This window comes from Actinospineispora spinosispora DSM 44797, from assembly GCF_000429025.1.
In the GTDB taxonomy this organism is placed as follows: domain Bacteria; phylum Actinomycetota; class Actinomycetes; order Mycobacteriales; family Pseudonocardiaceae; genus Pseudonocardia; species Pseudonocardia spinosispora.
In genome coordinates, this window is record NZ_AUBB01000006.1 from 232037 (window position 1) to 258811 (window position 26775).

Genomic DNA, 26775 nt, shown 5'->3' on the forward strand with positions numbered 1-26775 from the left:
GAATCAGAATAGGAGGTTGCGGCGTGAACCCTGCCGACACACTGATGTGGATCAAGACCTTGGTGGTCGCCGGGCTGGCGACGTATCTGTCGATCTTCGTGCTCAACAACATCACCGACCCCGGCACGAACTCGGCCGCGATCCCCCGCATGATGACGATGCGCGAGCTGCGGGAGGACCCGCCGCTCGGCCAGGGCGTGCTGTGGCGGGCGATCGAGTCGCCAGCCGTGCACCGCGTGGCTTACCTGCTGGTCATCGCCGTGCAGGCGGTCACGGCGCTGGTGCTCTGGTACGCCGTGATCCTGCTCGTCTCCGCGCTGTTCACCGGCGGCACGGGCATCGCGCTCGCCGTGGCCAACCTGGGCCTTGCGCTGTTCGTCGCGTTGTTCCTCGGCTTCGTCCTCACCGGCCTGTGGTTCACCTACTGGGTCAAGATGGGCCCCGTCCAGCAGAGCCACCTGACGCTACTGCTGGTCGGGCTCGCCTCGGTGGTCGTCGTGAACCTCGCGTCCTAGTCCTCAGCACCACACCAGAAGGGAATCCATGATGAGCGTGTCCACCCAGGCCTGGCCCGAGCAGCTGCCCGCCCGCCAGGTCCGTATCGCCCGGCCGACCGACCGCCTCCCCGAGGTGATCCGCTTCTACCGCGACGGGCTCGGGCTGACCGAGCTGTTCCGTTTCGAGGAGCACGCCGGATATCGGGGGATCATGCTCGGCCTGCCGGGCACCGACTACCACCTCGAGTTCACCTCGCACGAGGCCGGCAGTCCCTGTCCGGCGCCGACCCTCGACAATCTGCTGGTGCTCTACTTCGACAACGCGGCGGACGCGGAACGGACCGCGCAGCGTCTCGGCGAGCTGGGGCACGCTCCGGTCGCCGCCGAGAATCCGTACTGGACGGACAACGGGGGCATCACCATCGAGGATCCGGACGGCTGGCGGGTCGTCCTGATGCCGGCACCCGTCTTCTGAGGGGGAACACCATTTCGTCACCTCGCCCAGCGGGTCGCCAGCGGGACCCGGACATCGATGCGGCGGTGGTCGCGGCCACCATCGACTTGCTGGGTGAGGTCGGCTACGCCGAGCTGAGCTTCGGTCAGATCGCGAAGCGGGCCGAGGTCTACCGGCCGGCGATCTACCGGCGGTGGCCGTCCAAGCAGCACCTGGTCACCGATGTGCTGGCGGCGAGCCTCGGTGTGGTGCCGACCCCGGACACCGGCGACCTGCGCCGCGATCTGCTGACCGGCATCGGCACGATCGCCGAGGGGCTGACCACGCCGACGCTCGACCACGTGCTGGTGCCGTTCGTCGCGGACCTCGCGGCCCATCCTGAGCTGCGCGAACAGTTCTTCGAGCGGATCTTCCACGCCAGGAGGTCGACGACCGAGGCCACGCTGCGGGCGGCGATCGCCCGGGGCGAGGTCCGGGAGGACATCGACATGGTGTTCGTGCTCGACGCGCTGGCCGCGCCGCTGTACTTCCGTCAGCTGTTCGGACATGCGCCGCTGGACGCGAGGCTGGTCGAGCAGACCGTCGATCTGGTGCTGGCCGCGATCCGCGGCTCCTAGCGGGCGTCCCCCGACGGATCCGACTCCGCGCCGATGAGCCAGCGCGCCTGCGCGGCTTCCCGGTCGTCGTCGGCCCCGGCGACGGTGCGCAGCTCCTTCTTGTCGATCTTACTGAGGGTCGAGCGCGGGAGGTCCCGCACCAGGTAGACGGCGCGCGGCACCTTGAAGTCCGCCAGGAGCCGGGCGCACTCGGCACTGATGCGGTCTGCCACCTCGACGTCGGCGGGATCGGCCGCGCGAACGAAGGCGACGGGCACTTCGTCCAGCTTGTCGTCGGGGCGCCCGACGACGGCGGCCTCGACCACGCCGGGCACACCCATGATCGCGCGTTCCACCTCGGACGCGCTGACGTTCTCCGCGCCGACCCTGAGCATGTCCTTCTCCCGGTTGGCGAACGTCAGGTGTCCGTCGGCGTGCGGGATGACCAGGTCGCCGGTGCTGAACCAGCCGTCGGCGTCGAAACTCGCCGAGGTGGCGTCGGGCTGGTTGAGGTACTCGGCGAACATGGACAGTCCGCGCACTCCTCTGACCTGTAGCTGCCCGGTCTCCTCCGGGTCGACCGGGGTCGTCCCGTCGGGCCGGACGACACGGATCCCGTACTCGGAGGAGGGGCGCCCCATCGACAGCGGCCGGTTCGGCAGGTACGCGTCACCGATGATCGGTGTGGAGATGGTCTCGGTCATGCCCCACCAGCCGATGGTCTTGACGCCGTAGCGCTGGTCGGTCGGCAGGTCGCACATGCCGGCACCGAAGAGCCGGTAGCGGTGTCCGGCCGCCGGCTCGCCGGTGAGCAGGAACCGCTGGGTGAGACCGACCAGGGACAGGAACGTGCAGCCGTGGCGTAGCGACACGTCCCAGAACCGGCTGGTCGACCATTTCGGGATCAGCACCATCCGCGCCCCGGTCCACACGGTGGCCAGCATCGAGTAGGCGAGGGCGTTGGTGTGGAACAGCGGCAGGTAGACGAGCTGGCAGTCGTCGGGTCGCAGCGTTTCGTGCGCCGCGTTGGTCCGTGCTCCCCACAATGCATTGGCCTGGGTCCAGAGCACGCCTTTGGGCCGCGACGTGGTGCCCGAGGTGTACTGGACGCTCATCGGCGCGAGCGGGTCGACGGGGCGCTCGGGCAGCTCGTCCGGGTCTGCTGCCAGTGCGGTGAACGGATCCTGTCCCGCCGACGCCGGTACGCCGCTGTCGTTGTCGGTGCACACCAGGAAGCGCAGCTCCGGGGCGTTGGCCGCGACCAGCTCGGCGAAGCGGGGCTGGGTGATGGCGCCGACCGCGCCGCTGTCGCGCGCGTAGTAGGCGAGCTCGTCGGGCGCGGATCGGGTGTTGGTGGTGACGGCGACGGCTCCGAGGGCGGCGCAGGCGAACCAGGACACGATGAACTCCGGCGAGTTCTCCAGGTGGATCAGGACGCGGTCACCCTGCCGCACTCCGCGCCTGGCGAGCCCGGACGCGACGGACGCGGCGTCCCTGGCGAGGTCGCGGTAGGTCCAGGTGCTGCTCGGCGCGTCGAACGACTGCCAGGTGACGAAGGCCCGGTCGCCGCCGACGGCGACCCGGGTCATCAGGAGCGTCCAGACGTCCATCCCGGTGAACGGGTGCAGTGTGGTGTTCGTCATGCCCATATGTGGACCTTGCCTCACTGACCAGCCATCCGCCCGGCAACGGGGTCGAGGCAGGCTTGCTCGTTCGAGTGGCCCGGGCAGGTTTCGGGCGAACTTTGGGTTGCCTAAGTCGTTGTAGTGAACGACGGGATGGAGGCACGCCTGATGTCTGCTGGGATCGCGGAGACCCGCGACGTGTACAAGTCAACCGCTGAGTCGGTCGCGCACCTCGACGCGGATGTCGAGGGCATGTGGGCAACGGAGATCGCCTCGATCGAGGCGGCCCTCGCCGAGCACTACGGTGATGACCTCACCGAGACCCTGACGCCCGCTCGTGACCACGTTGAGCTGCGTAACCTGCTGCGGGCGGCCGCACCGCGTCTCACCGCGCTCACCGACCGCATCCGTGGCCTGTTCGACGACGGGGTCAGCGGCGTGATCGTGCCGAAGCTGGGGCTGGAGGGCTTCGAGCTCGGCCAGCAGCGCACGGGTGTGTTCGCGCTGGCGCAGCTACTGGGTGATGTGACGCCGACGCATCCGGTGGACAACCGGGTGATCTGGGACGTACAGAACCACGAGGCGGGCACGGGTCATTCGAACTTCTCGGAGAACGACCGCGAGGCGGAGTACCACACGGATTCGGCGTTGTTGCCGATTCCGGAGCGTTTCTTCTTGTTGTACGCGGTGAAGCAGGCGACGTGCGGTGGCGGCGAGAGCTATCTGCGTGACTGCCGCGTGTTGATCCGGCAGCTGCGGGAATCCCCGGAGGGAAAGGCGGCGGTGGAGGTGCTCCGTACGACGGAGCTGCCGACGAGGGTGCCGAAGGCGTTCCGCAAGAACGCCCAGGTGGAGGGCGCCTACAGCTACCGGACGATCATCGGTGATACGCCGCTGTGGCGCTGGCGCAAGGACAAGATCGAGGCCGGCCTGGTCGCGCACCCCGAGTATGCGACGGACGAGGTCCGCAAGGCCTTGGACACGGTTGACGCCCGCCTGGCGGACACGACGGACGAGCTGCGGGAACCGATCCCCACGGACGGCCTCCTGATCGTGAACAACCACGTGGCCCTGCACGGCCGCTCAGCCTTCACCGACCCGTCCCGCCACCTCTTGAGAATCCGCTTCCACGAACCCGCCTGACAACAAACAAACACACACAAGAACAAAAGGGAGTTGCGTCGCAGATAGCCACATCTGCGACGCAACAAACCCCTGCACAAACGAAAAGACGCCCCACAAAACAATCGGTCAAAGACCAGCAAGAACGCACCAGAGCCGAGGCGAAGCCGAAGGCGGAGCACAAAGAAAGCTGCAGTCGACTGGGGTCGGAACATTCCGCACCGTGGGGGGTTTGGGGGGCTCGGCCCCCCAGCATCGACGCAAATCCCTCGATGAGCGATCTCCGCGAATGCGAATAGGCAGATTTGCGTGGGCGATACTGGGATCGAACCAGTGACCTCTCCGGTGTGAACGGAGCGCTCTCCCGCTGAGCTAATCGCCCAATCCGGGGCAGTGCCCCGGTGGCTGACAAGAGCTTACCGGATCACCAGATGGGCGAGTGCAGCCAGGTCCATTCCAGCCCGAACCAGCCTCCGACCAGCGCCAATGCTCCGAGGAGCCAGAGTGTGGCGAGGACGATGAGTCCGGTTGCCGCGACGATGAGCAGCTTGATCGCCCAGTGTTGTCTGCCGAGCCATGCGGTCCAGGCGTCGTAGCGCGCTTTGGCGTAGCTGAGTGTCCGACGTGCCCAGGCGAACTCCGTCGCCAGGATCGCCAGGCCGGCGAACACGACGAGCCATCCGGGGCCGGGGTACGGGATGAGGACGATGCCGACCAGCAGGACCACTGTTCCGACGATGCCGACGCCGACGCGGTAGAACCAGCGCAGTCGCGGGTTCAGCGCGAGCTTCGCCTGAAATCCGCTCGAAGATCGTTCTTCTGTGCTGCTCAGTTCGCCACCTGCCCGGTCGCTACCATCAGTTGAGGTGAGTCCGGCAGCGTCCTCCCGCGCTCGATCGAGATCAGGTAGCCGAGGTACGCGTCCGCTCGTGGCATCGAGCCTACCGGCCGGAGGCCGTTGTCGGTCCGGCTCACGTCGAAGCCGGCGATGGCGACGGGGCCGTTGGCGTCGATCCCCCACAGCACGTAGATCGAGTGCGTGGGGTCGTTCGGCGACAGGGTGAACGGGTAGACCTCGCGTTGACCGTCGGCGGTGAGCATCACTCCGGCGACGGGTTCGCCGCCGGGGGCGTTGAGGACCGCGTGCCGGGCGCCGGGCTGGTCGATGACGGACAGGATCTGGCTGAGCTGGGCGGGTCGTTCGGCTTGGACGTGTTCTTGCTGCTGGGAGACCTGCACCTGCCAGTAGGCGACGCCTCCGACACCGATGAGCGAGATCATCACGGTGGCCGCGATCGCCGCTGTCCGTCGTTTCCTGGCCAGGCGCTGCTGGGCGGCATGGCGTTCGAGCGCGGTCTTGTTGCTGACGACCTCGCCGGGACGGTGCCAGCCGACCGTCACCGACTGGCCCTCGGGCATCCCGGACGCGGGCGGCCAGGGTCCGTCTCGCTCGGTTTCCGGCGTCTGCGGTGTCTCGCCCATCGCGCTCAGCAGCTCGTCCCGCAGCTCCGGCCGGGGCGTGACCTGCTCGTGCGCGGGGCCGAGGAGCCACATGAGCTCTTCGGTCTGTTGGATGGCCTCACGGCAGATCGGGCAGCTCGGCAGGTGTTCGATCACGACGTCGTCGTCGCCGGGTTCCAGGGAGTGCAGTGCCCAGCCGACCGCGAGCTCCGCCTGGGGGCACTGTGGGCGGGCGCTCATCGCTCGGCCGGCACGACGTCGGCGGTGTCCCAGCGATGCGGGACGAGGAGCCGGCGCAGGCGCTGTACGGCCGCGAAGATGCGCGACTGCACGGTCCGTACCGGGACTCCGGTGATCGCGGCGATCTCGCGCTGCGTGTGGGCGCCGTAGTAGGCGAGGGCGAGGGTCTGGCGCTGTTCCGCCGGCAGCCGCCGCAGCGCGCTGTGGACCTGTTCGGCGATCGCCGAGGCCCCGCCGGCCATCCCCCGCTCCGCTGGACCGTCGAACAGGCTCATGGCCTTCCTGCCCCGCCCGGGGACTCCGGGTGTGTCGACCGCGATGCGGTGCACGAGTGAGGTGAACCAGCTGTTGAACGGGCCGCGCTTCGGGTCGAACCGCTGTGGGTCACGCCACACCGACAGGAAGGCCTCACGCACCACCGTCTCCGCGACGGAGTCGTCGGGGCGAATCTGCCGGGCCAGTGAGTAGGCGGAGCGCCCGTACCGGTCGTAGAGGACACCCAGGGCCGACTCGTCACCGAGGGACACGCGGGCGACGACCTGGTCGTCCGGCGGCTCGAAGGCCCTTCCGACGAGCGCGTCGTCCCGTGAGCCGCGTCCGGATCTGTCGGACGAGGCCGAAACGTCTGCAACATCGGCCACCTGGGCAGTCCTCACGTCAAAAAAAGATCACGAATCCGAATCGGAGTGTTCAGGGTAGTGCCATATCGCGTTGACCTGCTCTTTGGCGCCACCGGGCCGTGCATTTCCGAGCTTAGGAACTGCTCCAACCGGGTGAAGAGTGGCCCCGACACACCGAGTCTCCTGCCGTCGCACCGTGACATCTCGGCTTCCCGGTCGTTCTCCATCTTGAAGACGGGCGACAACCCACGGAGGGTCCAGCACGATGCGCAACGAGCATGTCACCATCCGCTCTCTCGCCGTGTTCGATCTGCTGGCCCAGCAGGCCGACGCGATGCCAGTGCGGGTCGAGCTGAGGTACGACAGTCGTGATCCGTTCGCGGTTCACGCGGTTTTCCAGACAGGTCGGACCGATGCGGCAGACGTTGAGTGGGTATTTGCCCGCGATCTGTTCGCCGATGGTCTCCTGACGGAAGCAGGCACCGGCGATGTGCGGGTTCGTCCCGCACCCGGTGACCCGGACACGGTAGAGATCGAACTCAGTTCGCCATCCGGCCACGCACTCTTCTCCACCAGTGCGCCGGACCTGGCCGACTTCCTGGACCGCACGTTCGAGGCCGTCCCCCCAGGCAGCGAGTACGCCTGGCTGGACCTCGACCTGGCCCTCGAAGACCTGCTGTCCAGCGAGGCGAGCTGATCTTGAACCACTTAGGGGGGGTCGGTTTGGAGCCCTCGAAGGCCATCGGATAGGCTTCAGCCACAACATCCCGCCAGGGAATCCGGCTCCGGAACTTGGCTGGCGGGAAATATGCGGACGTAGCGCAGCTGGTAGCGCATCACCTTGCCAAGGTGAGGGTCGCGGGTTCGAATCCCGTCGTCCGCTCGGAGGGTCAACCGGGTTCCACACCGGAGCTTCCGGCCCCGGCCTTTAGAGTTTGGCGGAGTGGCCGAGTGGCTTAGGCAAGGGCCTGCAAAGCCCTGTACGCGGGTTCGATTCCCGCCTCCGCCTCGGGTGATTAGCTCAGTGGGAGAGCGCTTCCTTGACACGGAAGAGGTCACTGGTTCAATCCCAGTATCGCCCACCAATTCAGGCCCCGTCCGCAATTGCGGACGGGGCCTGAATTTATGTCCGGGTGACGAAGCTATGACGCAGCTCACGAGGCGTCCACTCCCCCGGCTCCAACCCGGCGTCACGCAGAACCTGGCGGAACACTCGCCGGACGTCGGCCGCGTCTGACGAAGCTTCTCGCACCACTCAGATTGCGCCGTTGCCGTGAGCGTTGACGGGTCGGGCGGAAGGTCCCGGGCTCGTCCGGGTGTGGAGTGGATCGAGTGGCTCCAGATCGGCGGTACAGCGGACCACGACCTCCACCGGTCGGCCGCATTCGCGGTGGTGGACATTCCAGGATCCGCCCTGTTCGTCTGCCAGGTAGCGGTCGCCCCACTGCATGAGGCCGGTGATCACCGGGAACAAGGCCATACCTCGTTCGGTGAGCCGATACTCGTACCGCGTGCGTGTACCGGCACCCCGATACGCGGAACGCTCGAGGATGCTCGCGTCAACGAGCCCGCGAAGCCGCCGAGCCAACACGGACTGGGAGATACGCAAGTGTTGAGCGATGTCGTCGAACCGGCGAACTCCGTTGAACGCCTCGCGCAGAATCAGCAGTGACCATCGATCCCCCACGATGTCGAGCGTCCGCTGCACCGAGCAGTTGGACGTGTCGACCTCCAGCCAGTCCATCGTCGCAGGGTAGAGCTTGACCTACCTCTTGGTCACCTCTAACTTCTCTTGCAGCACCTAGCTGTGATCGAAGTGGAGGAAGGGGTCGGCAGTGGTAGCGGATCGCTTCGCCCACCAGGAGTTGCTCAGACCCGCCGAGCTCGACACGTCCGGGCGTCGAGGCTGGGAGTGGCTTCCGGGCATGTTGACCCGTCCCGCCCTGCGCCTGTTGTTGGCCGTTCTAGGCATCGGCCTGACCGTGCTCTCCCGAATCGACTCCTCGACCCGGTCGCAGGTGACCCGGACACTGTCGTTCGACATTTCCACCGCCGACGGGGTGCACCGGCGGTGGCTGTTCGACGGGCGGACCCGATACATCAGCAGTACCACCCTCGCCGAGGATGAACCTGATCATCGGCTGCATTTCGGTAGCAGCGGTCAGGCGTTGGGCGCATTGACCTCACCGCGCGCGGTCGACGCGGTGGTGGCCGGCCTGGTCGGTCACCGGATGCAGCTGCGGGGCAGTGCGTTCATCGTGATCTGGTTCTACGGCCTCACCCGGCGCATCGTGGCGATCGGTCGCACGCGAGGGCCCAAGCAACAGATCCCCGGCGCCTATCTTCGTCCCGACCCGAGCCGCGACGGCCCCGAATCGATCATCCGCGAGCCCGCCGTGGACCAGCTGGACCCCACCTGGAGCACGGCGTGGGACGCGCGCACGAGGTTGTGGATGGTGCGCGGCCCCGGTGGCGAACCCATGCCCGAGCCCTGAGCCGAACGGACTGACATGAGCGCACCGGGAAACCCCCAGCTCAGCGACCGCACGCTCGGCTGGTTGCGGTTCATGTGGGACAAGGCCACCACTCGGGACGACTGGACCGACCAGGGCGAACCCCACGAATGGTGGGACCGCTACGGCAGCCCACCGATGTGTGTCTTCCCGCGCTTCGACCTGTCCGAGATGGCCTACACGCTGCCGATCATGATGGAGTCGACGCCGGCGTGGCGTGAGGTGTACGTGCGCATCGCCGACGAACTGCTGTGGCGCTACACCAGTTTCTGGGGCGGCATCGACTGGATCACCCTCATCGGTCCGGATCCGAACGTCGACCGCTACTCGCCGGAATGGCTGTGTTGCGCCCCCGACTCGTTGCGCGGCCGGTACGCCCTGCCCGGGTGGACCGCCAACGGCATCGAACCGTGGGGGCTGCAACCGGACCCGGTCGGGGCCGACGGGAACCTCTTCTACCGCGGCTGGCTCAACCTCACCCTGTCCATCCGCCGCTACCTGTCCGGCGAGGCGACCGAACACGCCTCATTCGACGTCACCGGCTACCGCAACCAGCAGTTCCCCTGGACGCACTCTCGCGTCGCTCACCTGTTGAGCCATCAGCTCGGCGAACGACCCCAGGGGCCGCACTGCGAAAACACCAAGATCTGGCCGACCTGCGTCACCGCGGCCGGCCTGGGCCTGCACCTGTACGACAGGCTCCTCGGCACCGACCTTCACTCGCCGTTCCCCCGGTGGGCCGAGTTCGCCCGCACCCACTACATGGGGCTGAAACCCAACGGGGATCTCGACTGGTTCGCGTTCTACTACGACCCCGTCGAGGAGAAGGTCGCGACGCTGCACGAGCCGTACAACGCTTTGATCTTCCTGCACATGCTCTACCCCCAGGACCGTCATTGGGGCGGCCAGCTCTACGAGCTGTGCACCAGGGCGATCGGATTCAGCGACACCCGCCACCCGGTCGTACAGATCGCCCGTGACCCCCGCATGGTGATCACCGCTCTCGTGCTGGCCAGGGAGATCGGCGACGTCACGACCGAGAAGCGACTGGCCGAGATCGTGGAGAACGAGTTCGAGCCACGCTGGTTCGGGTCCGAGAACAACCGTTTCGGCTTCTGGTTCGGCCTCGACGAAGCGTGGCCCCGCGGCCAGCTCAACGCGATGCTCATGATGGCCGAAGCCGGGGAACCGGGAGCTTGGTCGAGGGTGTTCAACGCCCCGCTCACCAGCGTCCACACCGAACCCACCGTCCTCGGCGTCGACTACCCGAACCTCGGGATCAGCCGGGCCAGCAACGACCTCGATCGACGACAGCTCGAAATAACCACCACCGCCGCAACACCCTCACAGCGCGGCACCCCCACCACGATCACCATCGACCGGCTCCCCGACCCGAAGGCGGTCACCGTCACCCTCGACCAGCAGGACCACCACCACTGGCGTGTCACATCGGGCGACTCGATCCAGCTCGATCTCGACATCGACGCCCACGACGTGATCGTCGGATTCTGACCGCTGAAACCCGAGCCGAAGGATTGCCCCGAATGGCACCGTCTTCCACCGCACCGGCCACCGAGCTTGCCCGCCTGCTCGGTCTACCGCACCCACCGGTAGCCCTGAGCTTCAGCGACGAGCCCTCCGCCGACGCGCACGAGGACATCCCCCCGCAACCGGCAGGCTGCTGCTTCTGGGAACCGGCGCAGCGCCGAGCCCTGAACACCGACGCCGCCGACCACGCCCACTGCAGCGTCGGTAGCTACACCCACGGATTCATCCCCCTCGACACCGCCGCGACCGGCGAGGACACCGCGGCATTGGTCGGCAGCGGCTGGGTCACCCCAGCAGACCTCGCCGCGGCACCACACCTACCCCTCGCCCCACGCACCATCCGCTACGAACCGGCCGCCGATGCCGTCCGAGCCGACGTCGTGCTGCTGCGGCTGTCCGCAACCGCACTCATGACCCTGCAGGGCGCATGGCCGGCCCTGAAGCTGGTCACCAAACCCCAGTGCCAGATAGTGCCGCTCGCCCACGGCGGTGACACCGCCGTCAGCCCTGGTTGCGCTGTCAGCCGCGTCCGCACCGGTCTCCCAGCCGACGAACTCACCTGCGCACTACCGGCTCACCAGCTCCCCGACATCGTGCAACAACTCCAGCGTTCGGTGGACGCCGACAACGCGGTCAGCAACTACGCCGCTGCCGATCGACAGGCCTTCGAACCGCTGGCCTGAAGTCGGCAACGGACGTACCTGAGCAGCGCGGACGTCTGATCCGGAGCAAATCCGGAGCGAACGGCTCATGGGCACCCGTCACCCGCCGGCACCGGACAGCACATCCTGTTCATGCGGCCGGTGGCGGCCAAGGCGTGTTCGATGCGGTCGATGTCGGCGATGGAGGCGGCGTGCACATCGAGGAGGTATCAGTGCTCACCGGAGACGCGCAGGCAGGCTGTCACCTCCGGCAGAGTCGCTCGTCCGTCTCGGTGGACCACCTCCAAGATCGTGCGGTCGATGGCGTCGAGCGCAGTCGGTGTCATGACCGCAAATATTGCGAACGTGGTGGCGCCGAGATCCTCGCCGCTCCGCGGCCCGCCCCGTGGGGTTTCGACGTGGCCCGCGTGAACGGACCCGCCGGTCTGCAACTCGGCCTGTTCGACGATCCCGGCGGCACCCGCTGAACGGCTAGGCCCGACACATGCAGGTCATGGCCTCCGGCCGGCACGACCAGTACCGCCAGATCACCGCTCGATTCGACCGAGCCGCCGCCCACTGAAACACCTCGGCGGGACAGCGGATGATCGGGCCTGGCCCATCAGTTGCTGAGCCAGGCCCGATCTCCGGGTCGGGCATCGATGAGTCTCAGGCCGGCCGCTGAGGCGACCACGCGGGGGTGTTCTGCCACAGTGCGGTGGTGACCGTCGGCAGTAGGGCGGGGTCGCCGGTGATGGTGATCGTGCGGGTACTGCTGCGCCGGCCCCACAGGGTCAACAGCCGGTTGGCCGTGTCGGTCTCGACGAGGACGTCACCGTCGAATGGTTCGCCGGTCGACAGTTCGAGCGCCGCGACGCCGGTCGGGGTGACGTCGAGGGCGATGTCGGGCTGGTCGGGGCAGCGGAGCACGACCCGGGTGTCGGTCAGACCGGCGCGCCCGGCGCGAGGTGTCGGCGCCTCCTCGAGGACCTTCAACGTGTTGAGGGTCTTGATCGCGCTCTCGGTGGCGTGCAGCGGTGACAGCAACTCGTCGGTGAGCTCGTCGTCGCCGATGAGGTCCCAGCGGTGCATGGCGAACTCGTTGGCGGCGTGCACCTGCATCTCCTCGGCGCTCCAGTGCCGCTCGAAGAACGGCACCGCGACGCCCTTGGCCGCCTGGGCGCCCAGCGCGGTGTTGGCCCGCTCAACGATCTTCACCAGCGCTTGACGGACATCCGCGTCGTCCATCTCGCGGTAGGGAGCCTCGCGTTCTTCGAATCCGCGGGTCGTGCGGGGCGGGGCCTCGTTGACGGTGTCCTCGATCAGTTCCGCGACCTCTTCGATGCCCGCGGCCAGGTGCGCCGCGACCTCGTGCGCGGTCCAGCCCTCGCAGGCAGTCGGGGCGTCGGCAGGCAGACGTTCGAGCGTCGTCAGAAATGCCTCGATCGGATTCGGTGGCGTAGTCACGATAGTTTTCCTTCCGCGCAACCAGGTTCGATCGCGGTAGTGGGCATATCGCTTTCCTGAACACCACCCGCGCGCGACGGGTTGCACGGCCCTCGCCCGGTCCGCGCCTCTTCACCCGAAAGTGCGCCGCCGGCGACTAGGCGTCAGCGCTCAACGATTCCCCGCTGATCAGGGGTGCCACGAACCGCGTGAGCATCGCGCGTTCTTCGGTGTCGTCCGTGCCGGGAACGATCAGCAGGGACAGAATGATCCGGACGATCCAGCGCGCCGTCGGCGAGTTTCTCTCGTCGCCGATTCCGGCATCGGCCAGGAAAGCCGCGGCGAACGTTTCGATGACCACGGAGGAACCGGCGATCTCGGACGCGAGTCCCGCCCCGTCGGCCCGGAACCAGGCGTGCAGGATCGGATCGGCACGAACCAGGCGCACGGCGATGAGCATGGCCTCCACGACCAGCTCGCCGGGTTCACCGCCGGCCGGCAGCCGCGAGCGGATCGCCGCGCCGATCCGACGGGTTTCGCGGTGCACGAACGACAGGTGCAGCGCACGGCGGGTCTCGAAGTAGCGGTACAGGGTCGCCCGCGAACATCCCGCCGCGCGCGCGATCTCCCCCATCCCGACGCCGGCGACACCACGGTCGGCGAACAACACCCCGGCGGCGTCGAGGATCTTCTCGGCCGCGATGTCCGAACGTTCGTCGCCCAACCAGTCGCGGCTCATTCACTCACCGCCTCGAAGGGCACCCGGGTCGGCCTGCGGACGAAGTTGCCGCCCGCGTACTCGACGCCGTCGACGTCCACGGTGAAGTCAGGGCAGCGGGCCAGGAGCTCCTCGAGCGCCACCCTCGCCTGCATCCGTGCCGCGGCGGCGCCGAGGCAGTGGTGTGCACCGTGGCTGAAGCTCAGCAGCTTCTTCGGCTTGCGCAGCACATCGAGCTCGTCGGCGTCCGGACCGTACGCGAGCTGGTCGCGGTTCGCCGAGCCGTAGAGCAGCAGCACCTTGCGGCCGGCCGGGATCGTGACGCCGTGCATACCGACGTCCCGGGTCGTGGTCCGGGCCAGGCCCTGCACCGGCGAGGTGAGCCGCAGGAACTCCTCGACGGCGTCCGGAATGAGGTCCGGCCGCTCGATGAGCAACCGCCGCTGACTCCGGTTCCGGGTGAGGAGTTGCACCGCCCCGCCGAGCAGACCGGTCGTGGTGTCGTTGCCACCGGCGACCATCGTGAACGCGAACCCGAGGATCGAGACGAGGCCCGCGAAGTCTCCTTCGGCGCCCATGCCCCCGGCGATCAGGTGCGACACGGTGTCGTCGCCCGGTTCGACACGGCGTCGCCCGATCAGCTCGGTGAAGTACTCCATCATCTGGCCGACGGCAACAGCCGCTCCCCCGGCGCCCGCGCCCTCGGCGTTCGCGGCGACGACCGCGTCGGTCCAGCCGTCGAACCGGTCGCGGTCGGCCTCGGGCACGCCCAGGTAGTGCGCGACGACCATGCTGGGCAACGGCTTGAACAGCTCGCCGACCACGTCACCGTGGCCGATGGCGCGTAGCCGCTCGACTCGCTCGACGACGAACTCCCGCACGCGTGGTTCGAGGGCCGACATCTGGCGCGGGGTGAACCCCTTGGCGACCAGCCTGCGGAACTCGCTGTGGACCGGCGGATCGAGCATGACCATCGGCGGGTTGTCCCGCAGCCCGATCCGGTCCAGCTCGCCGTAGGTGGGGGTCAGCCCTTCGGCCGAGGAGAACCGCTCGTGGTCATGCGCCGCCTCGATCACATCGGCATGCCGGGACAGCACGTAGTAGTCGGCGTCCGGCCGCTTCTCCGGGACCACATGGTGCACCGGGTCGTACTCACGCAGTGCGGCGTACATCGGCCAGGGGCGACGCCACGTCTCACCGGACGGAGGTACGTACCTCACCGCGCCTGAGCTCATCGACCGACGGTAAGACAAATTTTCAGAGTGTGCAATCAATTGGACAGCAACGCTGATTTGTCTCAGCTCGCCAGCTAACTGGAACGTGTTCTACAGTCTCGTTATGGCTGAGTGGACGCACCACCGTGCGCGGCTGAACGGGCTCGACGTGCATTACGTCGAGCAGGGGCACGGGCCCACGGTCCTGCTGCTGCACGGCTTTCCGCACACCTGGTTCAGCTGGCGGCACCAGATCGGGCCACTCGCGGAAGCCGGTTACCGAGTGGTCGCGCCCGACCTGCGCGGAATGGGGCAGACCAGCGGCCCGGAGCCGGTCGAGGAGTACCGGGCGGACCGGATCACCGCGGACCTGTGCGCTCTGCTCGACCATCTCGGCGTGGACGAGGCGGTGTGTTCCGGGCTCGACTTCGGCATGTTCGCGGCCTACGACCTCGCGCTGGATCAGCCGAAGCGGGTCCGGGGGCTCATCGGGTTGCAGAATCCGTTCCAGACCGCCTCGGACGTGCCTCCGCTCGACGTCGAGCGGAGACGTGGGCGGACACGGTTCAACCACGTCTCCTACTTCGTGGATGAACCGGAGGCGGCCGTCGCCGACATGGACGCGCACCCGAGGGAGATGCTCGCCAAAATCTTCCACGCGCTGTCCGGCGAGGTCGACTTCACCGAGATGTGGCGGCTTCCACCGGGCACGACCTACCGCGCGGCACTACCCGAGCCACCCCCACTGCCCTGGTCCTGGCTGAGCGAACGGGAGCTGCAGACCTACGTCGACGACTACGCCCGCTCGGGGTTCGGTGGCGGCATCCGCTGGTACCTCGCACTGGACCTGAACTGGCGGTACCGGCGGGACCGGACCGAGCAACGCACCCGGGTGCCCTTCTACTTCCTCGGCTCGGACCGGGACGTGGACCTCGCCCACTGGCACGGGGCGAACCCGATGGCGATGATGTCCGACCATCACGCCGACGTCCGGGACGTGCGCATCGTGCCCTCGGCCGGACATGTGATCAGCATGGAACAGCCGGACGTGGTGAACACGGCGTTCCTCGAGTTCTTGCGGGACATGACCGAGAGGAGCTCGGGATGAACGAAGCCCGTGTCGTCGTGGTGACCGGTGCGTCGCGCGGCGCCGGCAGAGGAATCGCGCTCGCCCTCGGAGCGGCCGGAGGCACGGTCTACGTCACCGGTCGCACCGAGGCCGGCCTGACCACGACGGCGGACGAGATCGGCGGGCGCGGCGGCACCGGCGTTCCGATCGTGTGCGACCACGCCGACGACGAGCAGGTCGCCGCGGTGTTCGAGCGGGTCCGCCGGGAGCACGGGCGGCTGGACGTTCTGGTCAGCAACGCCACCGCACTGCCGGCGAGCCCGCCTCGCCCCGGCCAGGGTTTCTGGGAGCGCCCGCTCGCGGAGGAGCTGAAACCGCTGGAGGTCGGACTGCGATCGCACTACGTGGCCGCGCACTACGCCGCGCCACTGCTGATCGCGGCCGGCGGACTGCTGGTGTTCACCTCCGCACCCGGCGCCCGAGTCCATCTGCCGGGCCTGCACGGCCCGTCGTACGGCGCGGGCAAAGCCGGAACCGACAAGCTGGCCTGCGACATGGGACGGGAGCTGCACCCGCACGGCGTCACCACACTGTCGATCTGGATGGGGGTCCTGCGCACCGAACGCATCACCCCGGAGCTGGAGCGTCGGCTGGCCGGGTCCGTGCTTCCTCCGTTCGAGTCGTCGGAGTTCACCGGCCGCGTCGTGGATGCCCTGGCGAATGATCCACACCGAGCGGAACACAACGGCCGGACCGTGTGGGGAGCCGAGCTCGGTGCGCGGTACGGCGTCACCGACACCGACGGGTCACACCCGAACTCGCACCGCGCCTGGCTGGGCCCGCCCTCCGAGTTCCCCGAGCACACCCCGACCTACGCGGAGTTCCGCGCGGGCGAAAGCAGTCCGGACTAGTCTCCGCTTCCCTCGACACCGCGCACCTCACGTCCACACCGCGCGGTGTGCACAGGGCGCGGTGTCGACGTCAGGTGCGCGGTGTGGACGTTGGGTGCGCGGTGTGGACGTTGGGTGCGCGGTGTGGACGTTGGGTGCGCGGTGTGGGGCGGCCGGCTGGGCTGATCAGCTCAGGCGGTCGTGCTGCCCAGGTTCTCGATCATCAGGCTCAGCGTGAAGTCGAAACGGTCGTGGCCCTCGCCCTCGGTCAGCTCCTCGGCGTGGCGGCGGGTGTGCGGGAAGGTGTCGGGCGGCAGCGCACGCATCCGGCTGATCATCTCCTCACGGCTGAGGACCCACTCGTCGCCGTCCGCCGACCGGGCCCGGACGATCGAGGCCTCCAGGCAGTAGGCGTTGACGTACAGCGCCATGGCGTCCGTCGTCCAGGCCGCGACCCTGGGCTCCACCCCACCGGCCAGCACGATCGCCAGCATCCCCTCGCCGACCCGCATCATCTCGAGATTGGTGGGCGCCATGGCCATCGCCGCCCGGGAGATGCCGGGATACCGCAGGTACAGCTCACGCAGCTGGGCACACACGTCCCGGATCTGGTCCCGCCAGCGGGCGGGGTCGGGATCGGGCAGGACGATCTGGGCGCAGAGCCTGCCGATGAGCAGCTCGTCGAGGTCGGCCTTGTTGACCACGTGGACGTACAGCGACGCGGGGCTGGCGTCGAGGGCCGCGGCGACGCGGCGCATGGTCAGCGCGTCGTAGCCCTCGGTGGCGACGAGCCGGAGCGCGGTGTCGACGACCTGGTCGACGGTGATCGGCGCCCTGCCGCGGCGCGTCCGCTTCGCCACCGGGCCGCCGTCCGTCGCCTCGACCTCGGGCGGCAGGTGCCGGGCGGCACGTCTCTCTCGTGGGTTCACGAACGACACACTAGCTTGACCTTAACAGTGTTCGCATCTATAAACAGTGTTCATGTCATCAAGTCGCGCACCGTCGGACGTGGTCGCCCTGGCCCCGGTGAACCTGTCCCGCGCCTGGGCGGTGCTGGGTGTCGTGTTCATCGCCGACGTGATGGACGTGCTCGACACCACCATCGCCAATCTCGCCGGTCCCTCGATCCGCGCGGACGTGGGCGGTGCGGAGTCGACCCTGCAGTGGGTGCTGGCCGCCTACACGACGACCTTCGCCATCGGCCTGGTCGCCTCCGGGCGGCTCGGCGACATCCTCGGCAGGCGGCGGTTGTTCCTCGGCGGCATGGTCGGTTTCACCCTCGCCTCGCTGGCCTGTGGGCTCGCGCCCGGTGTCGGCTGGCTGATCACCGCTCGGGCGCTGCAGGGGCTGACCGGCTCGGTGATGATCCCCCAGGGCCTTGCGCTGGTCACGGTCGTGTTCCCGGCGGAGCATCTGCGCCGCGCACTCATCCCGATCGGCCCGGTGATGGGCGCGGTCACCGTCGCCGGGCCGATCCTCGCCGGCTGGCTGCTGCACCTGAACCTGTTCGGCAGCCAGTGGCGGGCCATCTTCCTGATCAACGTGCCGATCGGCGTCGTAGCGGCGATCCTCGCCTGTCTCGTGCTGCCTCACCGGGCCGGGGAGGACCCTCACATGCGGATCGATCCGGCCGGGATCGGGCTGATCACCGTCGCCTCGCTGATGCTCATCGTTCCCCTCGTGCAGGGACGTGAGCAGGGCTGGCCGTTGTGGACCCACCTGATGCTCGTCGGCGCCGTGGCGGCACTCGCGCTGTTCGTGGTCTCCGAGCGCCGCGGTCGCCATCCGGTGATCCCGCCGACCCTGTTGCGCCGCCGAGGCTTCGTCGTCGGGCTGCTCATCACCGGGGCCGTGTTCGCGTCGTTCACCGCGTTCCAGCTGGCCTTCAACCTGCTGTTGCAGCTCGGGCTGCACTGGACGCCGCTGCGCACGGGCCTCGCGCTGATTCCGTGGGCACTCGGCACGGCCGTCGGCATGGGACTGGCCGGCGCGGTCCTGACCGACAGGTTCGGACGGGCCACCGTGCAGATCGGACTGGTGATCGGCGCCGCCGGGCTACTCGGCCTGTGGTGGACCGTTGCCCACGACCAGGGTGCGCTCACCCTCTGGTCGTGCACGCCATCACTACTGCTCATCGGCTTGGGCTCCGGGCTGGTCTTCATCCCGATCTTCGACTACATCCTCGGCGATGCCTCCAGCGACGAGGTCGGCGTCGGCTCGGGTCTACTCAACGCCGTCCAGCAGTTCGCCAACGCGATCGGCTTCGCCGCACTCGGCACCGTCTTCTTCGCCACGGCCGGAGCGGGCGGTCTCACGGCGTACGTCGCGGCCACCCAGCTCGTCCTCGGACTGGCCGCCGGGCTCTACCTCGTCACCGTCTTCCTGGTCAGGCTGCTTCCCGAACACGCCCAGCACGCCGGCCACTGATCCGCCACCTTCGAAGGAGTCTCGACCATGACCACCGGTACCGCGCTCATCACCGGAGCCGGGCGCCCGCTCGGCATCGGATGCGCCACCGCCGGCCAGCTCGCCGAACAGGGCTTCCACGTCATCCTGACCGCACGGGACGAACACCGGGCGCAGGAGCGGGCCGCCGAGCTGTGCCGGGCGGGCCACACCGCCTCCGCGCTCCGGCTGGACCTGAGCGACCCGGCAGGCATCGACGACGCCGCCGCCCGCGTGGCCGGCCGGACCGACCGGCTCGACGTGCTGGTCAACAACGCCAGCTCCTGGCCCGACTCGCACGTCCTCTCGCCCCTCGACGCCGACCTGACCGAGACCCGCACCGCTTTCGAGGTCGACGTGCTCGGACCTTGGCGGCTCATCCAGGCGCTGCTCCCCCTGCTCAGGCAGGCCCCCGCCGCCCGCATCGTGAACGTCTCCAGCGAAGCCGCACTCCAGATCGGCGTCCACCGTGCCGACGGATTCCTGCGCGCGCCCGGCTACTCGCTGGCCAAGTACACGATGACCGTGCTGACGTCGCTGCTCGCGCCCGCACTCGCCGACACCTCGATCCTGATCAACTCGGTCGACCCCGGCGAGACCGCGAGCCACCCCGAACGAGGTGACGAGGACACCGCCCGCCCCTCGGCCGAGAGCGCCCGAGGCGTCGTCTGGGCCGCCACACTGCCCGCCGGTGGACCCACCGGCGGGCTCTTCAAGGACGGACGGCCAGTCGCCTCAGCGGCGCCCTGACCCACTGGCCCGACTTCGCAGAGCGTCACGTTGTGTCGCAGACACTGCAACGTCTGCGACACAACACGAGGCTCTGCGAGACGGTATGGACGGGACCCATGAGGTGACCCCGCCCGTGGTCATCTCACGCCTCACCGCGCCCACTACCCGCATGGGCGACGACGCGGATCTCCACCAGCAGCTCGGGGAGGGCGAGCTGGGTGACGCCGACCGCGGTCCACGACGGGTACCGGTCGGGGAGGTACTCGTCCTTGACCCGGCTGAACACCTCGATGTCGCCGCGAAGGTCGGTGTGGAACGTCGTCAGCTCGACGATGTCGGCGAGAGTCGCCCCAGCCGTGTCGAGAACGGCCCTCACATGGTCGAACGCGAGACGCGCCTGGGCGTCCATTCCCTCGACGGCCGTCATCGTGGCGAGCTCGACGCCCACCTGGCCGGAGACCCAGATCAGGTCACCGACCCGGGTCGCCTGCGAGAAGTGCAGGGTGTCGTACACAGCCCGAGTGTCCGGCGGGTTGATCAGCCGGCGTCTGGTCTCGGATGCACTCATCTCTCGCCCCGGTCAGACGAGCCGGCGGAAGACCGGCGAGCGGAACGGATCACCCGGGTTCAGCTTCGCCATCTCCTCGACGAACAGGACGCCGTTTCTGGCGAAGTCCCTGTTCACATCGGGAAGGGCACGGAACGTCGCGTCATCGCCGAAGAACCGCAGGACCAGGGTGTGGCGGTCGGGGCAGGCGGCATCGACACCGGCACCGCCGTGCAGCGACCGTGGGTGCAGCGCGACGACGTCACCCGGGGTGGTCGCCCAGGAGACCAGGTCGTAGGCGTCGGGGTCCGCCGCGAGCTCGGCGTCGATGTTCGGCAGGCGCGGCAGCACGTCGCCGCCGTGGAGGGGGTCGGTGGGGTCGTCGGGATCGGCGAACGTGGTCCCGTCGTACTGGATGCCCCGGTGTGAGCCACGGACGATCTCCAGCGAGTTCGGCTTGGGCACCGGCTGGAAACTGATCCACGCGTTGGCCCAGTGCTCACCGGCCCACGGCAGGTACGCGGTGTCCTGGTGCCAGCTGCTGCGACCGCCGCGACCGCCCGCCTTGAGGAACACCTCCTCGGCGAAGTACCAGACGTGGTCGGAACCCCACAGCTCGGCGAACAGCCGGCCGAAGGGCAGCGACGGCATCAGCGCGTCGAGCCGGTCCTTGACCAGCGGGTTGGCGTTGTCGACGTGCGACTGCTTCTCGGTCCCGTGGAACATCCCCGACGCGTTCGGGCCGGGGTTCTGGACCGTCCAGTCGTACACCTCCCGGCACTGCGCCAGCTGTGTGTCGGTGAGGCAGTCCTCGATCAGGACGGCGCCGTCGTTCCGGAACGCGTCCCGCACTGACTCGTGCATGAGATTCCTCCTTCGTCGCAGGTCACATACGGTTTCACATTTTCCACAACAGACGTTATGTTAAATCTGTGGCAGAATCAAGAGGTGACCAAGAGCGCGGTTCGGCAAGGCGAAGAGGACGGCTCCGGACCGGCCGCGCGGCGCGGCAGACCGACCGGTGACCATGCCGCCAAGCGCGCCGCCCTGCTCGAGGCGGCGGCGGCGGCGATCGCCCAGGAGGGTTACGCCAACGCCTCACTGCGCAACGTCGCCCGGCGTGCCGGCTACACCACCGGAGCCGTGACGTACTACTTCGCGAACAAGGAAGAGCTGGTCACCGCGTTGCTCGAGAGCTGGTTCGACAGCTACGACGCGATGCTCGTGGCGGTCCGCCCCCAGAGCGACGTCAGGGCCCAAACCGAGGCATGGCTACTACGGACGACCGGTGATCCCGAGTTCTGGCCCGTGATGTGCCAGCTACTCGCCCACGCGCGCACCGAGCCCGCCCTCGCCGCCGTCATCGAGCGGCGCTACGCCCACTTCCGCCGGCTGTACACATCGATCCTGGAGACGGGCCAGGCGGAGGGCAGCATCCGCGCCGACATTCCGGCGGACATCCTCGCCGACCAGCTCAGCGCCATGGCCGACGGGTGGATGATGCTGTACCCGCTCGAGCCCCAGCGGTTCACGCCCGACCGCGTCCGCACACTCCTCGACGCCACCGTCGCGCTGATCTCACCACCGGCGACGGCTCACCGTCCCGACGAGGCTTGACCCTCCGACGTCGCCCGGGGCCGCTCCTCGGCCGATCGCCGGGTCGCCCGGTACAGCACGACGATCGTCGCCGCGAACACGACGACGCCGATCGCCATCGCCCAGCCCTTGAAGCCCGAACCCACCACGGCCAACGGCGCGTCCGAGCCGGAACCCGCCACGATGCCGGCGTACACGACCCCGAACAGGCTCTCGCCGACGATCAGCCCGGTGGCCATCAGACCGCCGAGCCGCTTCTTGAACCCGACGTCGCCACCGCGCCGCTCGGCCCAGCGCTCGTACACCCGGCCGAGCGCGGCGCCGATCGTGAGCGGCAGGATCAGCGACATCGGCAGGTACATGCCCATGCCGACGGCCAGCGGCGGGAGGCGGAGCTTGCCCGCCCGGCGCAGCACCTCGTCGATGACGACCACGACCACGCCGATCGCGGCGCCCAGCCCGATCAGGCCCCAGTTGAGGTTCCCGCCGAAGACCCCCTTGGCGAGCGCCGAGATCAGCGTCGCCTGCGGCGCGGGCAGCGCGTTCTCACCGGCGCCCGGAGCGCCCTGGAAACCGAACGCGGTGTTCAGCAGGTCGAGCACCGGTGCGATCACCAGGGAGCCGAAGACCACGCCGATCACCAGCGCGACCTGCTGCCGCCACGGAGTGGCACCGACGAGCTGGCCGGTCTTGAGGTCCTGCAGGTTGTCGTTGGAGATCGTCGCGATGCCGAACACGATCGCGGTGGTGAACAACGCGTAGGCGATCAGCGCGGGGGTCTTGGCCGGATCGTCGTTGCCGTGCACGAGCATCGCGACACCGGCGACGCCGATCACCGCGAGGATGCCTACCCCGGAGATCGGGCTGTTCGACGTACCGATCAGGCCGGCCATGTACCCGCAGACGGCCGCGATCACCGCCCCCGCGACGATCACGTACACCACGCTGAGCGCGATCGTGCCGCCCATGCTCCCGGCCAGGGGCGTACCGCTGGTGAAGCCGAACAGCAGCAGTGCGATGGGGATCAGGGCGAGCACACTGACACCGGCGACGATGGTGATCGGCAGATCGCGTTCGGTGAGCGGAACCGTCTCACCGCCGCGGCGAGCCTTGGTCGAGGCAGCGGCACCCCGGATGCCGCGCGCGATGGGAGCGAGCATCTTCAGCAGCGTCCAGACCGCGGCGACCGCCATGGCACCCGCACCCACGAACCGGACCTCGGAGCCGAACGTGCTGCTCACCACGTCGGCGACGTCCGCGCCCGCCGGCAGCATGCCCCAGGTCAGCGCCGGGAGCAGCACCCCGTTGGAGATCAGCAGTCCGATGAACATCGCGGTTCCGACGCTCAGACCGACCAGGTGTCCGACGCCGATCAGCGCGAAGGACAGGCTGGCCCCGATGCTGGAGCCGCCGGCACCGAGCCGGAACGCCACCGACAGCTCACTGCTGAGCACCTTCAGGGCAGCCAGCAGCGAGAACACCGCGGCCGTCACCGAGCCGACGACGAGGGAGCGCAGCCCCTTCGCGTTCTCCTCGGCACCCCCGGAGGAGCCGTCACCTACCTTGAGCACCTCGGCGGCCGCGACGCCCTCCGGGAACGGCAGGTCGGAGCCGGTCACCAGGGCCCTGCGTAGCGGCACCGAGTACATGACGCCGAGCGTGCCGCCGATGACGCAGACCGCGACCGTCGTCCAGTACGGGAAGCCCTGCCACCAACCGACCATGATCAGACCGGGCAGCACGAAGATGATCGCGGACAGCGTCCCCGCCGCCGACGCGATCGTCTGGACGATGTTGTTCTCCTGGATCGAATGACCCTTGAAGTAGCGCAGGAGCGCCATCGAGATGACCGCGGCCGGGATGGCGGTAGCGAAGGTCAGGCCGACCTTCAGCCCGAGATAGACGTTCGCGGCGGTGAACACGAGGGTGATCACGCCACCCAGAACCACACCCCGGACCGTCAGCTCGCGCAGCGTGGTGGTGCTGGTCTCGGCCACGTTTCCCCCCTCGAACTATCGGACACCCTGGCACGAATTCGGATCAGGATAAGCCGCGATATTGCATCTTCACGTAACGATTGGTCCGATTGGTTGCGCAAGTCCCAGGGCCCCCGCGTCAGACGGTGTTCGGCCCCGTGTAGTCTCTTCTTCAGTTGCTCCACCCGATGAAGCCACTTCATCAGCACGTGACATGCGGACGTAGCGCAGTTGGTAGCGCATCACCTTGCCAAGGTGAGGGTCGCGGGTTCGAATCCCGTCGTCCGCTCAGAGACTCTTTTCAGGCCTGGTCAACTCTCGCGGCGAGATTCTGGCCAGGCTTTTTTCGCGTTCTGCCCGGCCCACGGATCCAGCGGCACGACGCGGTGGCTGCGGCCGCCCTCGTCGAGGATCCGGCCGTGCACCTTGATCGGACGCAACACGATCCGGCGGTCTGCCACGGTCACGTCCGGCTGGACCCGGTTCAGCCGCTCGATGATCTCCTCGAGGTGGTCGACCGTCCGCAGGCTCACCACCAGGACCAGGTTGGTCCGCGAGTGGACGGCGGCGCAGAACCGCGTCTCCGTCCATCCCCCCAGGACCCGGCCGATCGCGTCCAGGTCCGCATCCGGGACGACGAGCCACAGCAGCGCCGCCAGGTGCCACCCGGCCAGCGGCCGCGCGATGTCGGCACGGAACGACAGCTCGCCCCGGCGCCGCATCCGTTCGAGCCGGCGGCGCACCGCGGACGGGGTGGTCCCCAGCTCCTCCGCGAGACCGGCGTAGGACCGTCGCGCATCGTGGGCGAGCGCGAGGAACAACCGGCGATCATCGTCGTCTACCGCTGAGCGGCGCAGCGGCGCGACCGGGGACTCCCGGACCTGCTGGGTCTGGCTCGGGTTCAACACGCTGAGCCGCCACTGCGCGCCACCGAAGACCCGCCAGTAGACGTGTGAACACTGGCGGCGCACGTCGAGATCGGCGAACGTCCCGAGCAGTGTCCCGGTGAGGGCTTCGACCGACGCCGCCACGGTCAGCGCGTACAGGCTGAACTCCCCCGTCGTCCACCCGACGGTCAACACATCCGGCTGCTCGCTCAACGCCGCCGCGACGGCCTCCGTCGTGCCCGGACGGCAGTCCAGCTCGACGACCGCCCCCCGGACCCGGTCGATGCCCACCGTCGAGCTGCTCCACGCGACGCCGGCCTCGACCATCGCGTTCCATCGCCTGGCCGCGGTCACCGCCGAGATGCCCAGCGTCGCGCCGATCGTCGCCCAGCTGGCACGCGGGTTGATCTGCACCGCGTCGACGAGCTCCAGGTCCGTCTCGGTCAGCAGCTGCACGAAACGCTCCTAGATGGACGTCAACCTGTACGAATCGATCGTACGTGCGCAGCAGTGTGTTGATTTACTTCAGCCTGGCTCTCATGGCCCGGTGGCGATGAATCATTCCCGCAACCAGCCCACCTCGGACCGGAGCGCCCTCATGGCCAGTTCAGCGTCGACCGCGCAGGTGGACCGGAACGTGCTCTACCGCAAGATCACCCGGCGGATCGTGCCGCTGCTGGTGATCTGCTATATGTTCGCCTACCTCGACCGGGTCAACATCGGCTTCGCCAAGTTCGGTCTCGAGCGGGACCTGAACATCGGGGACGCCGCGTACGGTTTCGCCGCCGGGATCTTCTTCATCGGCTACGTGCTGTTCGAGCTGCCGAGCAACCTGCTGCTGACGAAGATCGGCGCACGGTCGACGTTCACCCGCATCCTGGTGCTGTGGGGCCTGGTCGCGGCCGGTCTCGCACTGGCGCAGGGGCCGACGAGCCTGTACGTGCTGCGGTTCCTGCTCGGCGTGTTCGAGGCCGGGTTCGCGCCCGGGATGATCTTCTTCCTCGGGCTGTGGTTCCCGCCGTCGCGCATGGCCGGTGTCATGGGGACGGTCATGCTGGCGATCCCGGTGGCGTCGATCTTCGGCGGCCCGCTGGCGACCTGGCTCATCACGACGTTCGAGGGTGTCGCCGGGCTGCACGGTTGGCAGTGGATGTTCGTGCTGACCGGGCTGCCCTGCGTCGCGCTGGCCGCGGTGACCTGGCGCATGATCGTGAACCGGCCGTCGGAGGCGTCCTGGCTCAGCGACGCCGAGAAGGCCGCCGTCGCCGAGGATCTGGCGAACGAGCACGGAACCGTCGCGTCCCGGATGGGCGACGTGCTGCGCATGCCGAAGGTCTACCTGCTCGCGGTGTCGATGTTCAGCCTGCTCGGCGGGGCGTACGCGATGAGCTTCTGGCTGCCGACGATCCTGCGGGACAACGGCGTCACCGACCTGGTCGAGATCGGCCTGTTGTCCTCGGTGCCCTACGTGGTGACGTTCGCCGCGATGTTCCTGATCGGACGACGGTCGGACCGCACGGGCGAACGCCGGTGGCACTGCTCGATCCCCGCGGCGGTCGGCGCGGCCGCGCTCGCCGTCGCGGCCCTCACCAACGACCACTTCCTGGTCTCGTTCGCCGCGTTGACGATCGGCACGGCGGCGATCTACTGCTCGTACACCGTGTTCTGGGCGATCCCGTCGTCGCTGTTCCGGGGGACCGCGGCGGCCGGGGCGATCGCGGTGATCAACAGCATCGGGCTGCTCGGCGGGTTCGTCAGCCCGACGCTCATCGGGTACGTCCGGCAGAACACCGGCAGCACCGAATGGGGGCTTCTCGTGATGGTCGCGCTCGTCGCGGTCGCGGTCGTCCTGCTGATCATCGTCAATCCGCCGAAGGTGGCCCCGGTCGCGGTGGGCAGGCGGGAACGCACCTCGACCGACGGGAGCGAGCGTTGAAC

Annotated in this window: 28 protein-coding genes and 5 tRNA genes; 19 read left to right on the forward strand and 14 right to left on the reverse strand. The window is 68.5% G+C overall.

The features are described from left to right. Positions 1-23 precede the first annotated feature (23 nt). The 3 genes from G406_RS0101155 (at position 24) to G406_RS0101165 (ending at position 1568) form a co-directional block, all read left to right on the forward strand. Positions 24-515, forward strand: a complete 492-nt coding sequence (locus G406_RS0101155; protein WP_028932355.1) for a DUF2165 family protein — start codon at positions 24-26, stop codon at positions 513-515. 31 nt (positions 516-546) lie between these two features. Continuing rightward, entirely contained in the window at positions 547-972 is a 426-nt protein-coding gene (locus G406_RS0101160) for a VOC family protein (protein ID WP_037074866.1), read from the forward strand. Positions 973-1037: 65 nt separating this feature from the next. After that, the gene (locus G406_RS0101165) at positions 1038-1568 is read left to right on the forward strand and encodes a TetR/AcrR family transcriptional regulator (RefSeq protein WP_245606969.1); all 531 of its coding nucleotides are present in this window, start codon (positions 1038-1040) and stop codon (positions 1566-1568) included. Here the strand turns inward: G406_RS0101165 and G406_RS0101170 are convergent. Beyond that, positions 1565-3190: an AMP-binding protein gene (locus tag G406_RS0101170; protein ID WP_028932358.1), complete on the reverse strand. Its 1626-nt coding sequence runs from the start codon at positions 3188-3190 to the stop codon at positions 1565-1567. The genes G406_RS0101165 and G406_RS0101170 overlap by 4 nt on opposite strands. A 150-nt stretch (positions 3191-3340) precedes the next feature. On the opposite strand from G406_RS0101170, the gene G406_RS43990 reads away from it, so the two are divergent. Further along, the gene (locus G406_RS43990) at positions 3341-4315 is read left to right on the forward strand and encodes a TauD/TfdA family dioxygenase (protein ID WP_169736561.1); all 975 of its coding nucleotides are present in this window, start codon (positions 3341-3343) and stop codon (positions 4313-4315) included. A 289-nt stretch (positions 4316-4604) separates the two neighbouring features. On the opposite strand, the gene G406_RS0101180 is transcribed toward G406_RS43990, so the two are convergent. The 4 genes from G406_RS0101180 to G406_RS43995 form a co-directional block, all read right to left on the reverse strand. Then, positions 4605-4676: transfer RNA gene (locus G406_RS0101180), tRNA-Val, on the reverse strand. A 42-nt stretch (positions 4677-4718) separates the two neighbouring features. Continuing rightward, complete coding sequence (locus G406_RS0101185; RefSeq protein ID WP_064742831.1) at positions 4719-5126, reverse strand: TIGR02611 family protein; 408 nt, start codon at positions 5124-5126, stop codon at positions 4719-4721. After that, on the reverse strand, positions 5123-5995 hold the full coding sequence (locus G406_RS0101190) for an anti-sigma factor (RefSeq protein ID WP_028932361.1): 873 nt from the start codon (positions 5993-5995) through the stop codon (positions 5123-5125). The genes G406_RS0101185 and G406_RS0101190 overlap by 4 nt, the downstream gene beginning before the upstream one ends. Further along, complete coding sequence (locus G406_RS43995; protein WP_037074603.1) at positions 5992-6636, reverse strand: RNA polymerase sigma factor; 645 nt, start codon at positions 6634-6636, stop codon at positions 5992-5994. The genes G406_RS0101190 and G406_RS43995 overlap by 4 nt, the downstream gene beginning before the upstream one ends. Positions 6637-6880: 244 nt before the next feature. Here G406_RS43995 and G406_RS0101200 point away from each other — a divergent pair, with 244 nt between their 5' ends. From G406_RS0101200 to G406_RS0101215, 4 genes are all read left to right on the forward strand, one after another. Beyond that, a complete protein-coding gene (locus G406_RS0101200) occupies positions 6881-7312 on the forward strand; it encodes an SsgA family sporulation/cell division regulator (RefSeq protein WP_028932362.1) in 432 nt (143 codons plus the stop codon). A 113-nt stretch (positions 7313-7425) separates the two neighbouring features. Next, positions 7426-7498: transfer RNA gene (locus G406_RS0101205), tRNA-Gly, on the forward strand. Positions 7499-7552: 54 nt separating this feature from the next. Then, positions 7553-7624: transfer RNA gene (locus G406_RS0101210), tRNA-Cys, on the forward strand. Between the two features lies 1 nt (position 7625). Further along, positions 7626-7700 (forward strand) — tRNA-Val (locus tag G406_RS0101215). 170 nt (positions 7701-7870) lie between these two features. On the opposite strand, the gene G406_RS0101220 is transcribed toward G406_RS0101215, so the two are convergent. Then, positions 7871-8359 (reverse strand): winged helix-turn-helix transcriptional regulator, encoded by a 489-nt coding sequence (locus G406_RS0101220; protein WP_028932363.1) that lies wholly within the window; start codon positions 8357-8359, stop codon positions 7871-7873. 91 nt (positions 8360-8450) lie between these two features. Here G406_RS0101220 and G406_RS0101225 point away from each other — a divergent pair, with 91 nt between their 5' ends. From G406_RS0101225 to G406_RS0101245, 4 genes are all read left to right on the forward strand, one after another. Then, positions 8451-9110 carry a hypothetical protein gene (locus G406_RS0101225; RefSeq protein ID WP_028932364.1) on the forward strand — a complete coding sequence of 220 codons (660 nt, stop codon included), beginning with the start codon at positions 8451-8453 and terminating at the stop codon, positions 9108-9110. Between the two features lie 15 nt (positions 9111-9125). Beyond that, entirely contained in the window at positions 9126-10640 is a 1515-nt protein-coding gene (locus G406_RS0101230; RefSeq protein ID WP_028932365.1) for a linalool dehydratase/isomerase domain-containing protein, read from the forward strand. A 32-nt stretch (positions 10641-10672) separates the two neighbouring features. Further along, positions 10673-11359 (forward strand): DUF169 domain-containing protein, encoded by a 687-nt coding sequence (locus tag G406_RS0101235; protein WP_028932366.1) that lies wholly within the window; start codon positions 10673-10675, stop codon positions 11357-11359. 134 nt (positions 11360-11493) lie between these two features. Next, a complete protein-coding gene (locus G406_RS0101245) occupies positions 11494-11805 on the forward strand; it encodes a hypothetical protein (protein WP_156934624.1) in 312 nt (103 codons plus the stop codon). A 181-nt stretch (positions 11806-11986) separates the two neighbouring features. On the opposite strand, the gene G406_RS0101250 is transcribed toward G406_RS0101245, so the two are convergent. The 3 genes from G406_RS0101250 to G406_RS0101260 all read right to left on the reverse strand — a co-directional run bounded on the left by G406_RS0101250 (position 11987) and on the right by G406_RS0101260 (position 14716). Then, on the reverse strand, positions 11987-12784 hold the full coding sequence (locus G406_RS0101250) for a maleylpyruvate isomerase N-terminal domain-containing protein (RefSeq protein ID WP_028932368.1): 798 nt from the start codon (positions 12782-12784) through the stop codon (positions 11987-11989). A gap of 136 nt (positions 12785-12920) precedes the next feature. Beyond that, entirely contained in the window at positions 12921-13502 is a 582-nt protein-coding gene (locus tag G406_RS0101255; protein WP_028932369.1) for a TetR/AcrR family transcriptional regulator, read from the reverse strand. After that, positions 13499-14716, reverse strand: a complete 1218-nt coding sequence (locus G406_RS0101260) for a cytochrome P450 (protein WP_028932370.1) — start codon at positions 14714-14716, stop codon at positions 13499-13501. Before G406_RS0101260 ends, G406_RS0101255 begins: the two co-directional genes overlap by 4 nt. Before the next feature lie 103 nt (positions 14717-14819). Between G406_RS0101260 and G406_RS0101265 the strand changes: the two genes are divergently transcribed. Both G406_RS0101265 and G406_RS44000 read left to right on the forward strand, forming a co-directional pair. After that, entirely contained in the window at positions 14820-15803 is a 984-nt protein-coding gene (locus G406_RS0101265; RefSeq protein ID WP_028932371.1) for an alpha/beta fold hydrolase, read from the forward strand. After that, on the forward strand, positions 15800-16675 hold the full coding sequence (locus G406_RS44000; RefSeq protein ID WP_037074607.1) for an SDR family NAD(P)-dependent oxidoreductase: 876 nt from the start codon (positions 15800-15802) through the stop codon (positions 16673-16675). The genes G406_RS0101265 and G406_RS44000 overlap by 4 nt, the downstream gene beginning before the upstream one ends. A 170-nt stretch (positions 16676-16845) precedes the next feature. On the opposite strand, the gene G406_RS0101275 is transcribed toward G406_RS44000, so the two are convergent. Then, positions 16846-17583, reverse strand: coding sequence for a TetR/AcrR family transcriptional regulator (locus tag G406_RS0101275; protein ID WP_028932372.1), 738 nt, complete (start codon positions 17581-17583; stop codon positions 16846-16848). Positions 17584-17635: 52 nt separating this feature from the next. Here G406_RS0101275 and G406_RS0101280 point away from each other — a divergent pair, with 52 nt between their 5' ends. Both G406_RS0101280 and G406_RS0101285 read left to right on the forward strand, forming a co-directional pair. Further along, positions 17636-19081, forward strand: a complete 1446-nt coding sequence (locus G406_RS0101280; RefSeq protein WP_051341480.1) for an MFS transporter — start codon at positions 17636-17638, stop codon at positions 19079-19081. Positions 19082-19108: 27 nt separating this feature from the next. Beyond that, positions 19109-19849: an SDR family NAD(P)-dependent oxidoreductase gene (locus tag G406_RS0101285; RefSeq protein ID WP_028932374.1), complete on the forward strand. Its 741-nt coding sequence runs from the start codon at positions 19109-19111 to the stop codon at positions 19847-19849. A gap of 124 nt (positions 19850-19973) precedes the next feature. Here the strand turns inward: G406_RS0101285 and G406_RS0101290 are convergent, their stop codons facing one another. After that, a complete protein-coding gene (locus G406_RS0101290; RefSeq protein ID WP_028932375.1) occupies positions 19974-20399 on the reverse strand; it encodes a RidA family protein in 426 nt (141 codons plus the stop codon). 12 nt (positions 20400-20411) lie between these two features. Next, positions 20412-21242, reverse strand: a complete 831-nt coding sequence (locus G406_RS0101295) for a phytanoyl-CoA dioxygenase family protein (protein ID WP_028932376.1) — start codon at positions 21240-21242, stop codon at positions 20412-20414. Positions 21243-21326: 84 nt separating this feature from the next. Between G406_RS0101295 and G406_RS0101300 the strand changes: the two genes are divergently transcribed. Next, positions 21327-21995 (forward strand): TetR/AcrR family transcriptional regulator, encoded by a 669-nt coding sequence (locus G406_RS0101300; RefSeq protein ID WP_028932377.1) that lies wholly within the window; start codon positions 21327-21329, stop codon positions 21993-21995. Here the strand turns inward: G406_RS0101300 and G406_RS0101305 are convergent. Beyond that, positions 21974-23971, reverse strand: a complete 1998-nt coding sequence (locus G406_RS0101305) for an OPT family oligopeptide transporter (protein WP_028932378.1) — start codon at positions 23969-23971, stop codon at positions 21974-21976. The genes G406_RS0101300 and G406_RS0101305 overlap by 22 nt on opposite strands. 195 nt (positions 23972-24166) lie before the next feature. Between G406_RS0101305 and G406_RS0101310 the strand changes: the two genes are divergently transcribed. Then, a tRNA-Gly gene (locus G406_RS0101310) sits at positions 24167-24239 on the forward strand. A gap of 22 nt (positions 24240-24261) precedes the next feature. On the opposite strand, the gene G406_RS44005 is transcribed toward G406_RS0101310, so the two are convergent. After that, positions 24262-25293: an Lrp/AsnC family transcriptional regulator gene (locus G406_RS44005; protein WP_245606970.1), complete on the reverse strand. Its 1032-nt coding sequence runs from the start codon at positions 25291-25293 to the stop codon at positions 24262-24264. Between the two features lie 142 nt (positions 25294-25435). Between G406_RS44005 and G406_RS44010 the strand changes: the two genes are divergently transcribed. Then, entirely contained in the window at positions 25436-26773 is a 1338-nt protein-coding gene (locus tag G406_RS44010; RefSeq protein ID WP_051341485.1) for an MFS transporter, read from the forward strand. Positions 26774-26775 lie beyond the last annotated feature (2 nt).